Origin of the sequence: Nosocomiicoccus sp. HMSC059G07, from assembly GCF_001815515.1 — a bacterium.
In the GTDB taxonomy this organism is placed as follows: Bacteria; Bacillota; Bacilli; order Staphylococcales; family Salinicoccaceae; genus Nosocomiicoccus; species Nosocomiicoccus ampullae_A.
Map to the genome: position 1 here is coordinate 112,251 of NZ_KV820808.1, position 17,519 is coordinate 129,769.

Here is a 17,519-nt window from a genome sequence, read left to right on the forward strand (position 1 = left end):
TTCTTCTGTAACCATATCTACCTTTATGTTTTGAGACTATCTCTCTAATTTTATCTACTAGCCATCGATCTTTTTGTTCCTGATCATCCATATGTTTTATCCAGTAGTAATATACAGACTTTGGTAGCTTCAACACTGTTAAAATCTCTTTTAGTGTATAAGTCGTTTCTTGCCTTACCTCAAGCGCTACTTTCGTTTTTTGTCTGTTGGATCTGTCGGTAAGGCGTTTAACTTTTTTAGAATGATATTTTCCAGTTCTTTCATTCTTAGTTCTTCTCTTAGACGTTCTAACTCTTCGCGTTCTGTTTCATTCAGTGGTTCACTCTTCGATACTTGTTTTTGGTTATTTTCTTTATTAGGCATATGTTTTATTGGTCTCCCTTGTTTGCCCTCTAGAGCAGCTGGGCCACCTTCTTGAATCTTGCGATTCCAGTTAGCGATTGTTGAAAAATGCTTGATACCAAAGTATTCCGCTGTTTCTCTATAGGACAATTGATTTTCTTCTCTATATTTTAAAACAGCTCGCTTAAATTCACTAGTATATTGAGTATTACTTAAAGATTTAGTGAGGCCCTGATAGCCATATGTGTTGTATTGTTTTACCCATGTTTGAACAAGCGATCTATCCACATTATGCTTTTCACCTAAAAATTTATATCCTCCTGCTTCATTTAAATATTCATTAACTACTTTTACCTTAAATTCAAAGCTATGCTTTTTATACTTCATACAAAAACACCCCTAAAGTTGGATTTTCATGTCCAACTTTAGGGGTGCAGCTCAAAGTTACAGGCTTTTTTATTTTCTTAAATACCTTTATTTATACTTCATGAAAGATTACTTTACTGATTATGTTGGGTATACGATATACACGTATTAAAAAACATATTAAGGAGATTAACGCATGGATAAAGATCATATTATTTTATTGATTAACGAAGATTTAGACAGTATGGATGAAGAATTTAGAGATGAACCTTATGACATTTATTTTCAGCCGAATGAAGGACAAATTTATATGTCTGTAAGTGGTATGGAATACGACGGTTACGATAAAGAGGCGTATATAATTGCTAAAATTGAAAATCAAGAAGTTGTGAATTGGTATATTTAAAAAGCACCCATAATATTGGGTGCTTTACTGCTTATATTAATCTACTAATTTTAGTCTTTCTTTAAGTGCATTAAATATAACTGCGCCGATCATACCAACGATTAATGTCGATATGAATATCGCGATGACTGACGGCCAGTATGGTATCCCTAATACGGATTTCAGCATAAGTGATACGATAAGCCCACATACAACTGCGTATTGTACGACGTTTATCCATAAGTTTTTAATAAAGTAACTAATTGTATACGAAACAACCGCACATCCGACCCCGACGAGAACGTCGATATACCCGAGTGGTGAAAAGAAGTTTGCAACTGTTACACCTACGATCATTCCAGGTATAAATTTTCGGTTTATAAACGGAAGGATAGCGAGCATTTCTGACACGCGGACTTGTATCATTCCGTGACCGATGGGGTTAATTGTCGTTAAGACGACATACAAAGCGGCGATACATGCATTAATTGCAAGATCTTTTGAAGTAAATTTCATTGTAATTCTCCTTAGTTTTTTATACAGGGAAGTTTTCGAACCTGTTTCAATGTGAAATTATAGCAAAACACATTAAAAATTACTATAGTATAATGAAGACAGTAAAAGATTAGGAGTATATAGATGAGTAAATTTGATGAAATGATTTTAGTAGTAAATAGAAAAGATTTATTTAATGATGAAGCACATGCGTTTAACGGTTTTTTAAGTCAATCTGATGCACGTTTTAATGAAATCACGAAGACGTTAGATGACTATGAAATTAAACGCCGTGGAGATATGGAAGAAGACGAGTCGTATAAACAACTCGTATCATATACGATTGTTGAAAGTGAAGATGAAACGCTCGTTTATAAACGTTTAACAGGTGGCGGTGAATCTCGTCTACATGGACTTCATTCAATCGGTGTCGGTGGACATATGAATGATATTGAATCTGAAGAAAACATTAAAGAAAAAATGTTTGAAAACGCATCGCGTGAACTACAAGAAGAAATTGGCTTAGAAAAGAAAGACTTAAACGCCTTTGAACTAATCGGTTTAATTAACGATGATACAAACGAAGTCGGACGTGTCCATATTGGACTCGTATTTAAAGTAAATGTCGACAAAGAAAAAGTATTTACGAATGAAGAAGACACGCTACAACTTATATGGTCAAAAAGAGAAGAGTTAAAAGAGTTAGGAAACTACGAAACGTGGAGTGAACTCATCATTCGTGATTTATATGAATAATTTAACATCACACCCACGGTTTATTAAAAAAATCGAACGTGATTTAAAAGCACTCTATCATGATAATGATTTTGATTTTTTTATAGATAGATTTGCTGAATATAACACGTTAATAGAACATACAAATATCACTTTAGTCGAAATGTATTATGATGTGTTAATTCAAAAAAACGAATATGAAAAGATGTATAAATACGCTCAGCAGTGTTTTCAAACGAAAGAAGTGTCACGCGATGAAGCAGAAGTTCATCTGAACATGATCCTTCAAGCGTTATTCAATTTAGAGTTATATGAAGAATTACTCGAATGGTCAAATATCGTTACTGTGACAGGTAAAGAGAGTGGGATGGCAGCCTCACTTATACAATTTGCGACACATTGCAAACATTATGCGACAGAAGAGTTAAAGAAAAGAAATACGATGACGCAACCAAATGAAAATAATGATGAAGTGTTTAATACGGTAGATATTGATATAGATGAGTATTTAAACGCCGAAAATCCGACACTTGTCATCGCTGCGGTTGAGCATTTAATCGATTTAAAAGATGAGACATATGGTGATGATGTTTATAAATTACTTCAATCGGAAAGAGATATGAGTGTAGCATCACTGATGGTCATTTATTTAAAAGAAATAGAGTATGACGGTGTCATTCATCTAGAAAAATTTGGTGAAACGTTTGATGCACATACGAGTGAATTTAAACAATTTGAGAAATCTGCAAAAGTTGAACCGACGATTCGTTGGATCGTAGAAGACGGTCAGCTTCGCTTTGACCACGAGGAACGCATACAACAAGCGATTGAAATATTTTTAAACATTAGTTTACTATGGTATCCTCTTAAAGTGCCGTTCACACCTAAAGAACTAGCAAAAGGGTTTATATCGTATACAAAAATGTTAAATAACGAATTACCCATGCATTCGTTTAATGGTTTTGTGGCGGATTGGATACTAAAAATTGAAAAAGAAATTCATAAGTAGTCGATACTTTTATTGAAAAATCGATTATGTTACAATGAATAGGTTAATTAAAATGTAAAATAACGGAGGAAATGATTATGTCTCAAACACAAACTTGGGAAAAGAAAGAAGGAAACGTAGGTACATTAACAATTACAGTACCTGCTGAAGATTTTGACAAAGCTTTAGACCAAGCATTCAACAAAGTAAAAAAAGATATTCAAGTACCTGGATTTAGAAAAGGTAAAATTCCTCGTCAAATGTTCGAAAAACGCTTTGGCGTTGAATCATTATATCAAGACGCTTTAGATATCGTTTTACCAGGCGCTTATAGCAAAGCGATTGATGAAACAGGTATTAAACCAGTCGATCAACCGAGCGTTGATGTTAAAGAAATTGAAAAAGGCAAAGATTTAGTACTTGAATTAGAAGTGACTGTAGAGCCAGAAGTAGAGCTTGGTGAATACAAAGGACTTGAAGGTAAAGAAATCGATGCCGAAGTATCTGAAGACGATGTAAACGAACAAATCGAAGCGTTACTCGGTCAATATGCTGAGCTTGTCGTTAAAGAAGGCGAAGTTGCTGAAGGTGACGTTGCAAACATCGCCTTCAAGGGCTTCGTTGATGGAGAAGCATTCGAAGGCGGAGAAATGGAAGGACACGACCTTGAAATCGGTAGTGGTACATTCATTCCTGGATTTGAAGATCAGTTAATCGGTCTTAAAGCTGGAGAAGAAAAAGACGTAGAAGTTACTTTCCCAGAAGAGTATCAAGCAGAAGAACTTCAAGGTAAAGACGCAACGTTTAAAGTAAAATTAAACGAAGTAAAAGAAAAAGAAGCAAAAGAACTCACTGACGAATTTGTTAAAGAAGAATTAGAAGGCTTTGAAGGCGTTGAAACAGCTGACGAAGTTAAAAAACAAATCGAAGAAGACTTAAAGAACTTTAAAGAACAAGAAAGAGATTATGAATTAAGAGAATCTCTCGTTGTTCAAGCAGCTGAAAATGCGAAAATGGAAATTCCTGAAGCAATGGTTGAAAGTGAACAACAAAGAATGCTTCAAGAATACGAACAGCGTCTTGCTCAACAAGGGTTAAACTTAGAGTTGTTCGAGCAAATCTCTGGTCAAACGAAAGAAGACTTACTCGAGCAAATGAAAGACGACGCGTTTAAACGTGTACGTACTGGTTTAACTTTACAAGCAATTGCACAAGCTGAAAACATTGAAGCGACTGAAGAAGATGTCGATAACGAATTACAAAAGTTAGCCGACCAATTCCAAATGGCAAAAGACGATATCAAAAAAGTACTCGGTGATTTATCTGTCATTGAAAATGATATTAAAAACCAAAAAGCAATTGAGTTCTTAGTAGATAACAGAAAACAATAAAATCAACAAAAGCTCTATACATGGATGTGTATAGAGTTTTTTTATCAATACAATTTATTTGAAAGAGTCGGTATAGTATAGTAATATACGTAAGAGCGAAAGGTCGGTGTATACATGTTTAAATTTAACGAAGATGATCAAGATCTAACATGTAGTTTCTGTGGTAAAAACCAAGATCAAGTTCAAAAACTGATCGCAGGAAGTGGCGTTTACATTTGTAATGAGTGTATTGAATTATGCCACGAAATAATAGAAGAAGAATTAAAAGACGCACCACAAGAATTTTTAACTGAGATTCCAAAACCAGGTGAAATTCAGGCAGCGCTTGATGAGTATGTCATCGGACAAGAAAAAGCAAAGCGTGCACTTAGTGTTGCGGTGTATAACCACTATAAACGTATTAACCATGAAAGTGATGACGATGTAGAAATTTCTAAAAGTAACATCGCTTTAATTGGACCAACAGGTTCAGGTAAAACATTACTCGCACAAACACTTGCACGCACATTAGAAGTGCCGTTTGCGATTGCAGATGCGACAAGTTTAACTGAAGCGGGATACGTTGGAGATGACGTTGAAAATATTTTACTCCGTTTAATTCAAGCAGCGGATTATGATATTGAGCGTGCTGAAAAAGGAATTATTTACGTCGATGAAATCGATAAGATTGCTCGTAAAAGTGAAAATACGTCAATAACACGCGATGTTTCCGGTGAAGGGGTACAACAAGCATTACTTAAAATTTTAGAAGGAACAGTTGCGAGTGTACCACCACAAGGTGGCCGTAAACATCCAAACCAAGAATCGATTCAAATCGATACGAAAGATATTCTGTTCATCCTCGGTGGAGCGTTTGATGGTATTGAAGAGATTATTAAACGCCGTATTGGTGCGAAAGTAATTGGATTTGGTAGCGGCGAAGAAAATGTCGATACGAATGAAGAGTTAATGGCATTAGTTCGTCCGGACGACTTACAAAGCTACGGGTTAATTCCTGAGTTTATTGGTCGTGTGCCGATTATAGCGAATTTAGAAGAGCTCGATACAGACGCACTGACTTCAATTTTAACAGAACCAAAAAATGCTTTAGTGAAACAATATAAACGTATGCTTGAACTTGATGATGTTGAGTTAGAATTTGATGATGATGCACTCGTTGCGGTCGCGAAACTTGCGATAGAAAGAAAAACAGGTGCGCGTGGATTACGTTCAATTATCGAAGAGCGTATGGTAGACATTATGTTTGACGTACCGTCAAATGATAATATTTCTAAAGTTAAAATTACGAAAGATACGATTGTGAATGAAACAGATCCTTTAGTATATGATGCTGAAGGTAACGAAATTCACTTAAATGAACAGAGTGCATAATTTATTAGGCTGTCTTTTATAAGACGGCCTTTTTTTAGAGGTGGAGTAAATGGAATTAAATCCAAACAAAATTGAATTTTTAATATCGGCAGTAGCAAAAGAGCAATATCCTGAAACAAATTTACCAGAAATAGCGATGGCAGGGCGTTCAAACGTCGGTAAATCGAGTTTTATCAATGCGATATGTGGACGTAAAAATATCGCGAGAATTTCAAGTAAACCAGGTAAAACGGTGACGTTAAACTTTTATAATGCGGATAATCAATTCGTATTTGTCGATGTTCCAGGCTATGGTTACGCAAAGCAATCTAAAAAAGAACGTGAAAAATGGGCATCGATGATAGAGAATTATTTTATTCATAGAGAGATGTTGCATGCGTGTGTTCAAATTATCGATTTACGTCATCCGCCGACAAACGATGACGTTTTAATGTATGACTTTTTAAAACAACTCGATATACCAACGATTGTCGTAGCAACGAAATCAGATAAATTACCTAAAAGTAAATTACAAAAACACGTATCAATTATCAGAAAAGAATTAGAATTAGAACCTGAAGACGTCATTATCCCATTTTCTTCAACTGAGAAGTACAATGTAGATAAAGTACTCGATGCAATTGAGGAGAGAATCTAACAAATTATTGAACATTGAGCCAAAAAACTCAAAGAACGTCCTATATTTGATACTATTATATAAGTAAACAAATATTTAATCGGTAAGTAAGGGGCAATCTAAATGCATGTCATTGCACTTAGTATAAACTATAGGAAAGCAAGCGTAGATGAACGCGAACAACTTAATTTTAGTGATCATGATATCGTACCAGCACTTCATACGTTACGTGATCAAAAAAGCATATTAGAAGCGGTAATTTTTTCAACGTGTAACCGAACAGAATTATATGTCGTGACAGATCAAGTGCATACGGGATCTTATTACACGAGAAACTTTTTAAGTGAGTATTTCAACATACCACTAGAAACCGTTAAAAACGTGACAGAGTTAAAAGTGAATGATGAAGCAATTCATCACTTATACCGAGTTGCTGCAGGGTTAGATTCAATGGTGCTCGGTGAAACGCAAATTTTAGGTCAAATTAGAGATGCGTTTATACTCGCACAAGAAGAACATACGACTGGCAAGATTTTTAATCGATTATTCAAAGAAGTTATCACAATCGCAAAACGCGGACATAGTGAAACAGATATTTCTAAAAATGCTGTATCTATGTCATATGCAGCGGTAGAACTCGCTAAGAAGATTTTTACAAATATTCAAGATGTTAAAGTTCTCGTACTCGGTGCGGGAGAAATGTCAGAAGAAACGTTATTAAACTTAACGTCTAATGGTGTGAGTGATGTGACAGTTGTAAACCGTAACCCAGATAACGGCAAACAACTCGCAGAACGTTATTTAGGTCAATTTAGACCGATGGATGAATTAGAAGATGCACTGAAAGATACAGATATCGTCATCTCAAGTACAGGTGCACCGAACTTTATCATTACTGAAGAAATGATTAAAAGAGTCCGTAACCTAGATGATGAACGTTCGCTCATACTTATTGATATCGCTGTACCGCGTGATATCGATCCAAATGTTAATAATGTAAATAACGTCCATCATTATAACGTCGATGATTTAAGTGGAATTGTCGATGATAATTTAAAAAAGAGAAAAGAAGAAGCTAAAAAAATTGAAGCGATGATAGACACATCAATTCAAGAATTTTTAAATTGGGTTGAAATGCAAGGTGTACGTCCTGTAATCGAAGCAATGCGTACGAAAGCATTAAACATACATGAAACGACGTTTGAAAGCATCACAAATAAGTTACCAGATTTAACTAAACGTGAAAAGACGATTATATCTAAACATATGAAAAGTATTATTAACCAAATGTTACGTGACCCTATTACGTACACGAAAGAACTCGCGGATGAACGTAAAGGCGCAGTACAGTTAACAGAGCTGGAACATATTTTTGGTATTGAATCTATCGTTGAAGATATTCATAAAAGACATTATGAATCGTTACAAGCGATTGAAAAACTAAGAAAAGAAAAACAAAATGTGAGAAAGTAGGCCGATCATGAAAACAGTTGTAGTCGGGACGAGACGTAGTGGTCTTGCAAAAACTCAAACGATGCAATTAATTGAATCGTTAAAAGAAAAGAATCCAGAAGTAAACTTTGAAGTAAAAGAAATCGTAACTAAAGGAGATAGAATTGTCGACCGTCAATTAAGTAAAGTCGGTGGTAAAGGTCTATTCGTTAAAGAAATCGAACACGCACTAAAAGTTGGAGATATCGACATGGCTGTACACTCGTTAAAAGACGTACCGAGTGAATTACCAGAAGGGTTTAAACTTTCAGCTGTACCAGTTCGTGAAGATAGACGTGACGCATTTTTATCGAATGGAAATGTGTCATTTAAAGATTTAAAACCAGGTTCAATTATCGGAACGTCAAGTTTACGTCGTGCAGCTCAACTTCAACAAATGCGTGATGATATTACGGTGAACTGGGTACGTGGAAACATCGACACGCGTATTCAAAAGATGCGTGACGGTGAGTATGACGCGATCATCCTCGCTGCAGCTGGTTTAAAACGTATGGGCTGGAGTGATGATGTCGTCACTGAATACTTTGACCCTGAAGAGTTTATACCAGCAGTTGCGCAAGGCGCATTAGGTGTAGAAATTCGTGAAGACGATAAAGAAATGCACGAAATTTTACAGACGATTCACCACGATGAAACAGCGACTGAAACGACAGCAGAGCGTACATTCTTAAAACGAATGGACGGTAGTTGCCAAGTGCCAATCGGAGCAAATGCTCAATTTGTAGATGGTGAATTATATTTAACTGGTCTCATTATGAGTGAAGATGGTAATGAGAAGTTTCTCGTTAAAAAATCTGGAGACGATCCGGTTGTACTCGGTAATTTAGTTGCTGACGAAATGGAAAAAATCGGTGCAAAAGAAATTATTGATGAAATCAACAAAAATAAATAAAAGAGTCGTCGTTACTCAAAGTCATTTTAGAGATGTCGAAACATCTTTAGATTTAATTCATCTACCGATTATTACGTTTAAAAAGTTACCGTATGATAAATCGATATTAAATAAACAATATGATTACGCTGTAATTACGAGTAAAAACACCGTCCGCTTCTTTAAAGACGAGTTAAATATGCTCGATGTAAAACATATCGCGTCTATTGGTAAAACGACGTCAGAAGCGCTCGTCGAAGCGGGATTCCACGTTGACTTTGAGCCGAGCGATTATACGCAAGAAGGGTTTAAAGAAGAGTTTAAAGTGGAAAAGGGAATGCGTGTACTTTATCCTGCAAGTAAAGATAAGCGTTCAATTATGCGAGATTACTTTATAAGTGAAGGTGCAGAACTAACGGATTTACCGTTATACGCACCCGCATCGAATGATATTACGATAAGAGAGTTAAAACGTATACTCAGTGGTATTGACGGTATCACATTTTCTAGTCCGTCTGGCGTTCACGCTTTTATGGCACATTTTAAAAAAGAAGATTTAACCGACTTAAAAGTAATTTCTATTGGGCACGTCACTCAAAGTGCTTTATTATCTTACGGTGTAAAAACGAAGATACCAAAAGAAGCGACATTAGAAAGTATGATTAACGAAATGGAAAAGGAGTTTCAAAATGAAATTTGATAGACATCGCAGATTAAGAAAATCAGAATTTATGAGAGATTTAGTGAGAGAAACATCATTACGTAAAGACGATTTAATTTATCCGATTTTCGTCGTGGAACGTGATAACGTAAAAAAAGAAATTCCATCGATGAAAGGTGTTTACCAAATCTCGTTAAATTTACTTGAAGAAGAACTAAAAGAAGTTTATGAACTCGGTATTAAATCGGTTATTTTCTTCGGTGTGCCAAACCATAAAGACGACGTTGGTAGTGGTGCATATGATGAAAATGGGATTGTTCAAGAGGCATGTAAACTATCTAAAAAATTATATCCTGATTTAATTGTTATTTTAGATACTTGTCTATGTGAATACACAGATCATGGACATTGTGGTGTCATCGATCCAAACACGAAAGACGTTGATAATGACAAAACATTACCGCTCTTAATCGAGACAGCAGTGTCACAAGCTAAAGCAGGTGCTGACATTATTGCACCATCAAACATGATGGATGGTTTTGTTACAGAGATTCGTAAAGGATTAGATGATGCAGGTTTTTATCATATTCCGATTATGAGTTACGGTATTAAATACGCATCTAAGTTCTATGGTCCATTTAGAGATGCAGCAGAATCTACACCATCATTTGGTGACAGAAGAACATATCAAATGGATCCGGCAAACCGTTTAGAAGCACTACGAGAGCTAGAGAGTGATACGCGTGAAGGTGCAGATATGATGATTGTAAAACCTGCACTTTCATATCTTGATATTATCCGTGACGTTAGAAACAATTCGAATTTACCAATCATTGCATATAACGTCAGTGGTGAATACTCGATGACTGTTAATGCGATCGAACAAGGTTTACTAGATGAAGAAGTTATCGTAGAACAAATGTTATCTATTAAGCGTGCAGGTGCGGATATGATTATTACGTACTTTGCAAAAGACTTATGTAAAAAAATTAACGAAGGAGCAATTTAACGATGTACCAAAAATCGAAACAATTATTTGATGAAGCAGTTCATTTAATGCCAGGTGGAGTTAACTCTCCAGTTCGTGCGTTTAAATCGGTAAATATGGATCCGTTATTTATCGACAGCGCAAAAGGTGCGAAAGTGAAAGACGTTGATGGTAACGAGTATATTGACTACGTATTAAGCTGGGGTCCGTTAATTTTAGGTCACACTGATGAAGAGGTTGTTGAAGCGATTAAACAACAAGCTGAAAAAGGGTCTTCATTCGGTGCACCTACAGCGGTAGAAAACGAACTCGCAAAACTCGTCATCGACCGTGTACCGTCAGTTGAAATGATTCGTTTTGTATCTTCAGGTACTGAAGCAACACTTGCAGCACTTAGACTTGCTAGAGGTTATACAAACCGCAATAAAATCTTAAAATTTGAAGGATGCTACCACGGGCATAGTGACTCACTGTTAATCAAAGCAGGTAGTGGTGTTGCGACACTTGGTTTACCAGATTCACCAGGAGTTCCTGAAGGTACAGCTAAAAATACGATTACTGTTCCATATAACGATAAAGAAAGCTTAAAAGTCGCATTTGAACATTACGGTGACGACATTGCAGCGGTGATTATGGAACCAGTCGCAGGTAACATGGGAGTTGTTCCTCCAGTAAATGATTTCTTACAATATGTGAGAGACATTACGAATGAATATGGTTCACTATTAATTTTCGATGAAGTAATGACAGGTTTTAGAGTTGGATATAACTGTGCACAAGGATACTTTGGTATCGATCCAGATATTACTTGTTTAGGTAAGGTCATTGGTGGTGGACTACCTGTCGGTGCGTTCGGTGGTAAAAAAGAAATTATCGAACGTATCGCACCGGCTGGAGATATTTACCAAGCAGGTACGTTATCAGGGAACCCACTTGCGATGACAGCAGGGTTACACACGTTAAAACAACTCAATAAAGAGAGTTATGACCACTTTAATCATTTAGGAGATATGATTGAAGAAGGACTAACAGAAGTCTTTAAAGAGTTTAACGTACCATTTACAATTAACCGTGCAGGTTCTATGATTGGATTCTTCTTAACAGATGGTCCAGTTGAAAACTTTGAAGATGCAAATGGATCAGACTTAAAATTATTTGCTAAACTATATCCTGAAATGATTAAAGAAGGGGTATATTTACCTCCGTCACAATTCGAGGGAATGTTCCTTTCAACTAAACATACTGAGGAAGATATTAAGTTCACAATTGAGGCGTTTAGAAACGCACTTTCACGTATTATGAAATAGGTATTGCTTTCGTTAGAAAAAATGTGCATAATTTAATATATAAATATGTAAGAGAGTAGGATAACTATGCCAATTCAAAAGAAAGATAAAAGACAACCTGCTTCAGAACGATTAGTATATTGGTTAATGCCTGTAGTAGCGTTTCTTTTACTATTACCAGTACTTATTTATCATCTATAAGAGACAATACCTCGAGATTTCTCGAGGTATTTTTATATTGAGGTGATGGTGTTTGAGATTTTTAAAATTATTATGTCTTCTTGTGTTTATCGTATTAATAGGTGCTGTATTTAAGTTTTTCTCAATACCACTCGCATACTTATTTGCGTCAATTATCGGAACGCTATTATTCATACGTATTATTGATAATGAAATATATTTTCCTAAACCATTTGCGAATTCTGGTGTATTTGTAATGGGGATTCAAATTGGAACATCATTTACATTACCAGCAATCATTAAAATGACAGATGACTGGTACAATATCGTTATTATTACAATATTAACGCTTCTGCTCGCTTTACTTTTATCGATTCCTTTTCGTTATTTAACGAATTCTTCGGTTGAAACTGCTGTGTTAGCGAGTGTTCCTGGTGCTTTAAGTCAGATGATTATAATGGCAGAAGAAAATAAAAATGCCGATCTAATGCTCGTTTCATTGACACAGACTTCAAGAATCGTTTTTATCGTCATATTAGTGCCGATGATTACACATTTTTCTCAAAGTACTTCTGTCAGTAAAATTACTGAAGTGCCAAACTTATCTGAAGTGTTTTCAGTATATATGTTACTCATACCAATAGCAGGATATGTGATGTATCGTTTATTACGTAGGATAAATTTCCCAGCAGCAATCTTGCTCGGTCCAATGGTCCCAACAATCGTATGGAATTTAATAACGGAAGCATCATTTACGCTAGATTTTGTGCTCATTGCATTTGCACAAATTTTATTCGGTATTCGAATTGGAATGCAGATTACGACGTTATTTAGTCAACTTTCACTACGTGACATATGTGCAATTGTCATACAAAACATCGGCTTAATCTGCGGAAGTATGATACTTGTTATCATCTATACGATGTTTACGTCTCATGAATTTACGAGTCTATTTTTATCAGCAGCTCCAGGAGGTCTCGCTCAAATTATCGTCGTTGCGATGGAGAGTGGTGGAGATATTGCGATGATTTCAAGTTATCACTTGTTTAGAATATTCTTTATCATCCTAATTGTCGTACCGATCGTTCATTATCTTTTAATGAGACCACGTGCTCAGAAAAGTTGACTTAAACGCGTGAATACAATAAAATTAACGTAGTTAAATATGAAGAGTAGAAGTAGTAGTATCATAAATGTCTTCAGAGAATATGCGGTTGGTGAGAGCATAGTCATAGTGATATGAAGTAGTCTACGTGTAGAATTTATCTTGAATGTATAGTAAAGATAGACGTTTAGTGAGCGTTAATCATAATTAAGTGTGGCATATTTATGCCAAATTTAGGTGGTACCACGGTAATCCCGTCCTATTTAGTAGGGCGGGATTTTGTCATTTAAAGAAAGAGGTTGATATAAATGGATATGCCAACGAAGTATAATCCAACAGAAGTTGAAAAAGGAAAATATGAAACATGGGTGGAAGCAGGTTATTTTGAATCAGATGTAACGTCAGATAAACCGCCATTTACAATCGTTATCCCACCGCCAAACGTAACAGGTAAGTTACATTTAGGTCACGCATGGGATACGACACTACAAGACATTATTACACGTCAAAAGCGTATGCAAGGTTTTGATACGCTGTACTTACCAGGTATGGACCATGCCGGTATCGCAACGCAAGCACGTGTAGTACAACGACTTAAAGAAGAAGGCATTGATATCCACGATTTAACACGTGAAGAATTTTTATCTCACGCATGGAACTGGAAAGAAGAATATGCAGGCCACATCCGCGATCAATGGAAAAAATTAGGTCTAGGATTAGACTATAAAAAAGAAAGATTCACGTTAGATGAGGGGCTTTCTAAAGCAGTACGTAAAACGTTCGTTAATATGTATAACAAGGGACTCATTTACCGCGGTGAATACATCATTAACTGGGACCCAGAAACACGTACAGCGTTAAGTGATATTGAGGTCATTCATAAAGAAATCGAAGGAAAATTTTACCATATTAAGTATCCATATAGTGATGGTAGTGGCTATTTAGAAATCGCAACGACACGCCCAGAGACGATGCTCGGTGATACTGCGGTTGTCGTACATCCAGACGATGAAAGATATCAAGATATTATTGGTAAAACAGTAATTTTACCACTGATGGAACGTGAAATTCCTGTGATTACTGACGATTACGTCGATATAGAATTTGGTACAGGTGCAATGAAAGTCACACCAGCGCACGACCCGAATGACTTTGACTTAGGTAATCGTCACAATTTAGAACGTATTAACGTTATGAATGAAGACGGTACGATTAACGAACTCGGTGGGGAATTCGTTGGAATGGACCGCTTTGAAGCACGTAAAGCGATTGTGAAAGAATTAGAAAAAAGAGACCAACTGATTAAAGTTGAATCCCACATGCATAGTGTCGGACACTCAGAACGTAGTAATGCAATTGTCGAGCCGTATTTATCGACGCAGTGGTTCGTTAAAATGGCACCACTTAGAGATGAAACACTCGAAAACCAAGAGACAGATAATAGAGTTAACTTTGAACCAAACCGTTTTGAAGGTACGTTTAACCGCTGGATGGAAAACGTTCATGACTGGGTAATTTCAAGACAATTATGGTGGGGACACCAAATCCCAGCGTGGTACCATAACGAAACTGGAGAAATGTACGTCGGTGAAGAAGCACCAGAAGATATTGAAAACTGGACGCAAGATAAAGACGTATTAGATACGTGGTTCTCAAGTGCATTATGGCCGTTTTCAACGTTAGGTTGGCCAGAAGAAACAGATTTACTTAAAAAATATTATCCAACAAACGTACTCGTCACTGGATATGACATTATATTCTTCTGGGTATCGCGTATGATCTTCTCAGGACTTGAACAAACTGATCAGCGCCCGTTTAACGACGTATTGTTACATGGACTTGTACGTGACGAACAAAATCGTAAAATGTCTAAATCTCTAGGTAACGGAGTAGACCCGATGGACGTGATTGATAAATACGGTGCAGATGCACTTAGATTCTTCTTATCAACTGGATCAACACCAGGTCAAGATTTACGTTATAGCGATGGAAAAGTAGAATCTGTGTGGAACTTTATCAACAAAATTTGGAATGCATCACGATTTGCGTTAATGAATATCGGTCCAGATTTTAAACATGCAGACATAAATTTAGAGGGCGCAAAAACAGTTGCGGACGAGTGGATTTTAACGCGCTTAAACGATACGATTCGTGAAGTGACTCGTCTATTTGAAAAATACGAATTCGGTGAAGTTGGTCGTATTTTATACCACTTCATTTGGGATGATTTCTGTGATTGGTACATTGAAATGTCTAAAATCTCAATGAACGAAGGTACTGAAGAAGAAAAACAAATGACGCGTTCAGTATTACTTTACACACTTGATAAAATTCTAAAAATGTTACATCCGTTTATGCCGTTTGTCACTGAAGAAATTTACCAAGCGATTGATAATAGTCAATCTATCGTCGTGAGTGAGTGGCCGACGGTTGATGCGTCACTATCTAACGAAGAAAGTAATAAGACGATGAGTTTACTCGTAGACATTATTAAATCAGTACGTCAAACTAGAAATGAAGTGAATACACCACTATCTAAGCCAATCGATATTAAAATTGAGATTAAAGATGCAAACAGTCGAGCGCTTATTGAAGAAAACAAACACTATATTACACGATTTACAAATCCTGAAACGTTAGAAATCAGCGAAAAAGTGAACATTCAAGACGATGCAAAAACTCAAGTCGTTAAAGGTGCGACTGTCGTTTTACCACTTGAAGGTTTAATCGATATAAACGAAGAAATCGAACGTTTAGAAAAAGAACTCGAGCGTTTAGATGGTGAATTAAAACGTGTTAAAGGTAAATTAAGCAATGAAAAATTTGTGCAAAATGCATCGGAAAAAATCGTAAATGAAGAGCGTGAAAAAGAAGCTTCATACAAAGCGCAATATGAAGATGTCGAAGCTCGACTAAACGGGTTAAGAGGTAAGTAACATGAATTATGATGAGACGTTAGAATGGATACACAATAGAGGAAAATTCGGCATCAAACCAGGCGTTAAACGCATGGTTTGGATGCTGAATGAACTAGATAACCCACAAGACAATATTACAGGCGTACATGTCGTCGGTACGAACGGTAAAGGTTCTGTCGTATCGTATATACGAAGTGCGTTAAATGAAAATGATTATTCAGTTGGAACGTTTACTTCGCCTTATATTGAAGTGTTCAATGAACGCATTTCAATCGACGGTACGCCGATTTCTAACGAAGATCTCGCACACGTTGCCAATATCGTACGTCCTGTGAGTGAACGAATGGCTGAAGAAACTGAACTTGGACAAGCGACAGAATTTGAAATTATTACGGCGATGATGTTTGTGTATTTCGGTAATGTCCATCCAGTAGATATCGTAGTAGTTGAAGCGGGAATAGGAGCAACACATGACTCAACAAATGTGTTTAAACCAGTCATGACTATTTTAACGAGTATCGGTAAAGATCATACAGATATATTAGGAGAGACCCTCGTTGAAATTACGAAAGACAAAGCTGGGGTCATTAAAGAAGATACTCCGCTTGTGTATTTTGTTGACGATACTGAATCAAAACAAGTCATTTACAAAGTATTAGAAGAAAATCATGCGAAAGGTATAGAGCTCGGAAGAGATATTATTTTACTAGATAATGAACAGGAGTTTTCGTTTAAATATAACGATTATGATTTTAACGATATACAGTTAAAAATGCTCGGATACCATCAAATGCAAAACGCGAGCTTAGCTCTCGCATCACTTCTTGAAATGCATGATTTAAATATTGTAAATTTAGATATGAATAAAACAGTCCACGGTGTTGAAGACGTCACATGGGTCGGTCGAATCGAAGTATTACAAGAAGACCCGACGATTATTATAGACGGAGCGCATAATAAAGAAGCGGTTGATGTTTTAATTAAAACTATCAAAGAAAACTATGCGGATAGAAAGATTACAGTTCTATTTTCATGTGTCGACGGAAAACCAATTCAATATATGGTCGACGAACTCGCATCGATTGCAGATGAATTTGTCGTGACTGAATTTGATTTTTATCGTAAAAAACCAGTTCAAGACATTTATAATGCAGTGAATCATCCGAATTTAAAACAAGTCGATGATTATATAAAATTTGTCGATCAGTTTGATGGTGATGTGTTACTTTGTACAGGTAGTTTATATTTCATCAGTTATATTAAACAACACTTTTCTAACAAATAAAAAAATCCCAAATTAGTAAATACT

The 17,519-nt window shown here is 36.1% G+C and carries 16 protein-coding genes, 1 riboswitch and 1 other annotated feature; of the genes, 14 read left to right on the plus strand and 2 right to left on the minus strand.

Translation table 11 applies throughout. The features are described 5' to 3' along the window. Positions 1-186: 186 nt before the first annotated feature. A complete protein-coding gene (locus HMPREF3029_RS03615) occupies positions 187-729 on the minus strand; it encodes a helix-turn-helix domain-containing protein (RefSeq protein ID WP_070709877.1) in 543 nt (180 codons plus the stop codon). Positions 730-904: 175 nt separating this feature from the next. On the opposite strand from HMPREF3029_RS03615, the gene HMPREF3029_RS03620 reads away from it, so the two are divergent. Further along, on the plus strand, positions 905-1,114 hold the full coding sequence (locus HMPREF3029_RS03620) for a hypothetical protein (RefSeq protein WP_070709879.1): 210 nt from the start codon (positions 905-907) through the stop codon (positions 1,112-1,114). A gap of 36 nt (positions 1,115-1,150) precedes the next feature. Here HMPREF3029_RS03620 and HMPREF3029_RS03625 read toward each other — a convergent pair whose 3' ends face one another. Beyond that, positions 1,151-1,609, minus strand: a complete 459-nt coding sequence (locus tag HMPREF3029_RS03625) for a QueT transporter family protein (protein ID WP_068129359.1) — start codon at positions 1,607-1,609, stop codon at positions 1,151-1,153. 5 nt (positions 1,610-1,614) lie between these two features. Then, positions 1,615-1,659, minus strand: a riboswitch (PreQ1 riboswitch). A gap of 73 nt (positions 1,660-1,732) precedes the next feature. Here HMPREF3029_RS03625 and HMPREF3029_RS03630 point away from each other — a divergent pair. From HMPREF3029_RS03630 to HMPREF3029_RS03690, 13 genes are all read left to right on the plus strand, one after another. After that, entirely contained in the window at positions 1,733-2,344 is a 612-nt protein-coding gene (locus HMPREF3029_RS03630) for an NUDIX domain-containing protein (protein WP_070622767.1), read from the plus strand. Further along, positions 2,337-3,332 carry a hypothetical protein gene (locus HMPREF3029_RS03635; protein ID WP_070709882.1) on the plus strand — a complete coding sequence of 332 codons (996 nt, stop codon included), beginning with the start codon at positions 2,337-2,339 and terminating at the stop codon, positions 3,330-3,332. The genes HMPREF3029_RS03630 and HMPREF3029_RS03635 overlap by 8 nt, the downstream gene beginning before the upstream one ends. A 77-nt stretch (positions 3,333-3,409) precedes the next feature. Next, positions 3,410-4,702 carry a trigger factor gene (gene tig, locus HMPREF3029_RS03640; RefSeq protein ID WP_070709884.1) on the plus strand — a complete coding sequence of 431 codons (1,293 nt, stop codon included), beginning with the start codon at positions 3,410-3,412 and terminating at the stop codon, positions 4,700-4,702. Between the two features lie 114 nt (positions 4,703-4,816). Next, positions 4,817-6,073, plus strand: coding sequence for an ATP-dependent Clp protease ATP-binding subunit ClpX (gene clpX, locus HMPREF3029_RS03645; RefSeq protein WP_068129367.1), 1,257 nt, complete (start codon positions 4,817-4,819; stop codon positions 6,071-6,073). A gap of 49 nt (positions 6,074-6,122) precedes the next feature. Further along, positions 6,123-6,710 carry a ribosome biogenesis GTP-binding protein YihA/YsxC gene (gene yihA / locus HMPREF3029_RS03650; RefSeq protein ID WP_070709886.1) on the plus strand — a complete coding sequence of 196 codons (588 nt, stop codon included), beginning with the start codon at positions 6,123-6,125 and terminating at the stop codon, positions 6,708-6,710. A 102-nt stretch (positions 6,711-6,812) separates the two neighbouring features. Next, positions 6,813-8,162: a glutamyl-tRNA reductase gene (gene hemA / locus HMPREF3029_RS03655; protein WP_070709888.1), complete on the plus strand. Its 1,350-nt coding sequence runs from the start codon at positions 6,813-6,815 to the stop codon at positions 8,160-8,162. 7 nt (positions 8,163-8,169) lie between these two features. After that, a complete protein-coding gene (gene hemC, locus HMPREF3029_RS03660) occupies positions 8,170-9,093 on the plus strand; it encodes a hydroxymethylbilane synthase (protein WP_040928670.1) in 924 nt (307 codons plus the stop codon). Further along, positions 9,071-9,772, plus strand: coding sequence for a uroporphyrinogen-III synthase (locus HMPREF3029_RS03665; RefSeq protein ID WP_083314971.1), 702 nt, complete (start codon positions 9,071-9,073; stop codon positions 9,770-9,772). The genes hemC and HMPREF3029_RS03665 overlap by 23 nt, the downstream gene beginning before the upstream one ends. Continuing rightward, positions 9,762-10,742, plus strand: a complete 981-nt coding sequence (hemB, locus tag HMPREF3029_RS03670; protein ID WP_068129375.1) for a porphobilinogen synthase — start codon at positions 9,762-9,764, stop codon at positions 10,740-10,742. Before HMPREF3029_RS03665 ends, hemB begins: the two co-directional genes overlap by 11 nt. A gap of 2 nt (positions 10,743-10,744) precedes the next feature. Next, positions 10,745-12,028: a glutamate-1-semialdehyde 2,1-aminomutase gene (hemL, locus tag HMPREF3029_RS03675; RefSeq protein WP_070456682.1), complete on the plus strand. Its 1,284-nt coding sequence runs from the start codon at positions 10,745-10,747 to the stop codon at positions 12,026-12,028. Between the two features lie 232 nt (positions 12,029-12,260). Continuing rightward, positions 12,261-13,313, plus strand: coding sequence for an AbrB family transcriptional regulator (locus tag HMPREF3029_RS03680; RefSeq protein ID WP_070709890.1), 1,053 nt, complete (start codon positions 12,261-12,263; stop codon positions 13,311-13,313). Positions 13,314-13,346: 33 nt separating this feature from the next. Beyond that, positions 13,347-13,557 (plus strand) — a binding site (T-box leader). Positions 13,558-13,600: 43 nt separating this feature from the next. Beyond that, positions 13,601-16,228 (plus strand): valine--tRNA ligase, encoded by a 2,628-nt coding sequence (locus HMPREF3029_RS03685; RefSeq protein WP_070709893.1) that lies wholly within the window; start codon positions 13,601-13,603, stop codon positions 16,226-16,228. 1 nt (position 16,229) lies between these two features. Next, complete coding sequence (locus tag HMPREF3029_RS03690; RefSeq protein ID WP_070709895.1) at positions 16,230-17,495, plus strand: bifunctional folylpolyglutamate synthase/dihydrofolate synthase; 1,266 nt, start codon at positions 16,230-16,232, stop codon at positions 17,493-17,495. Positions 17,496-17,519 lie beyond the last annotated feature (24 nt).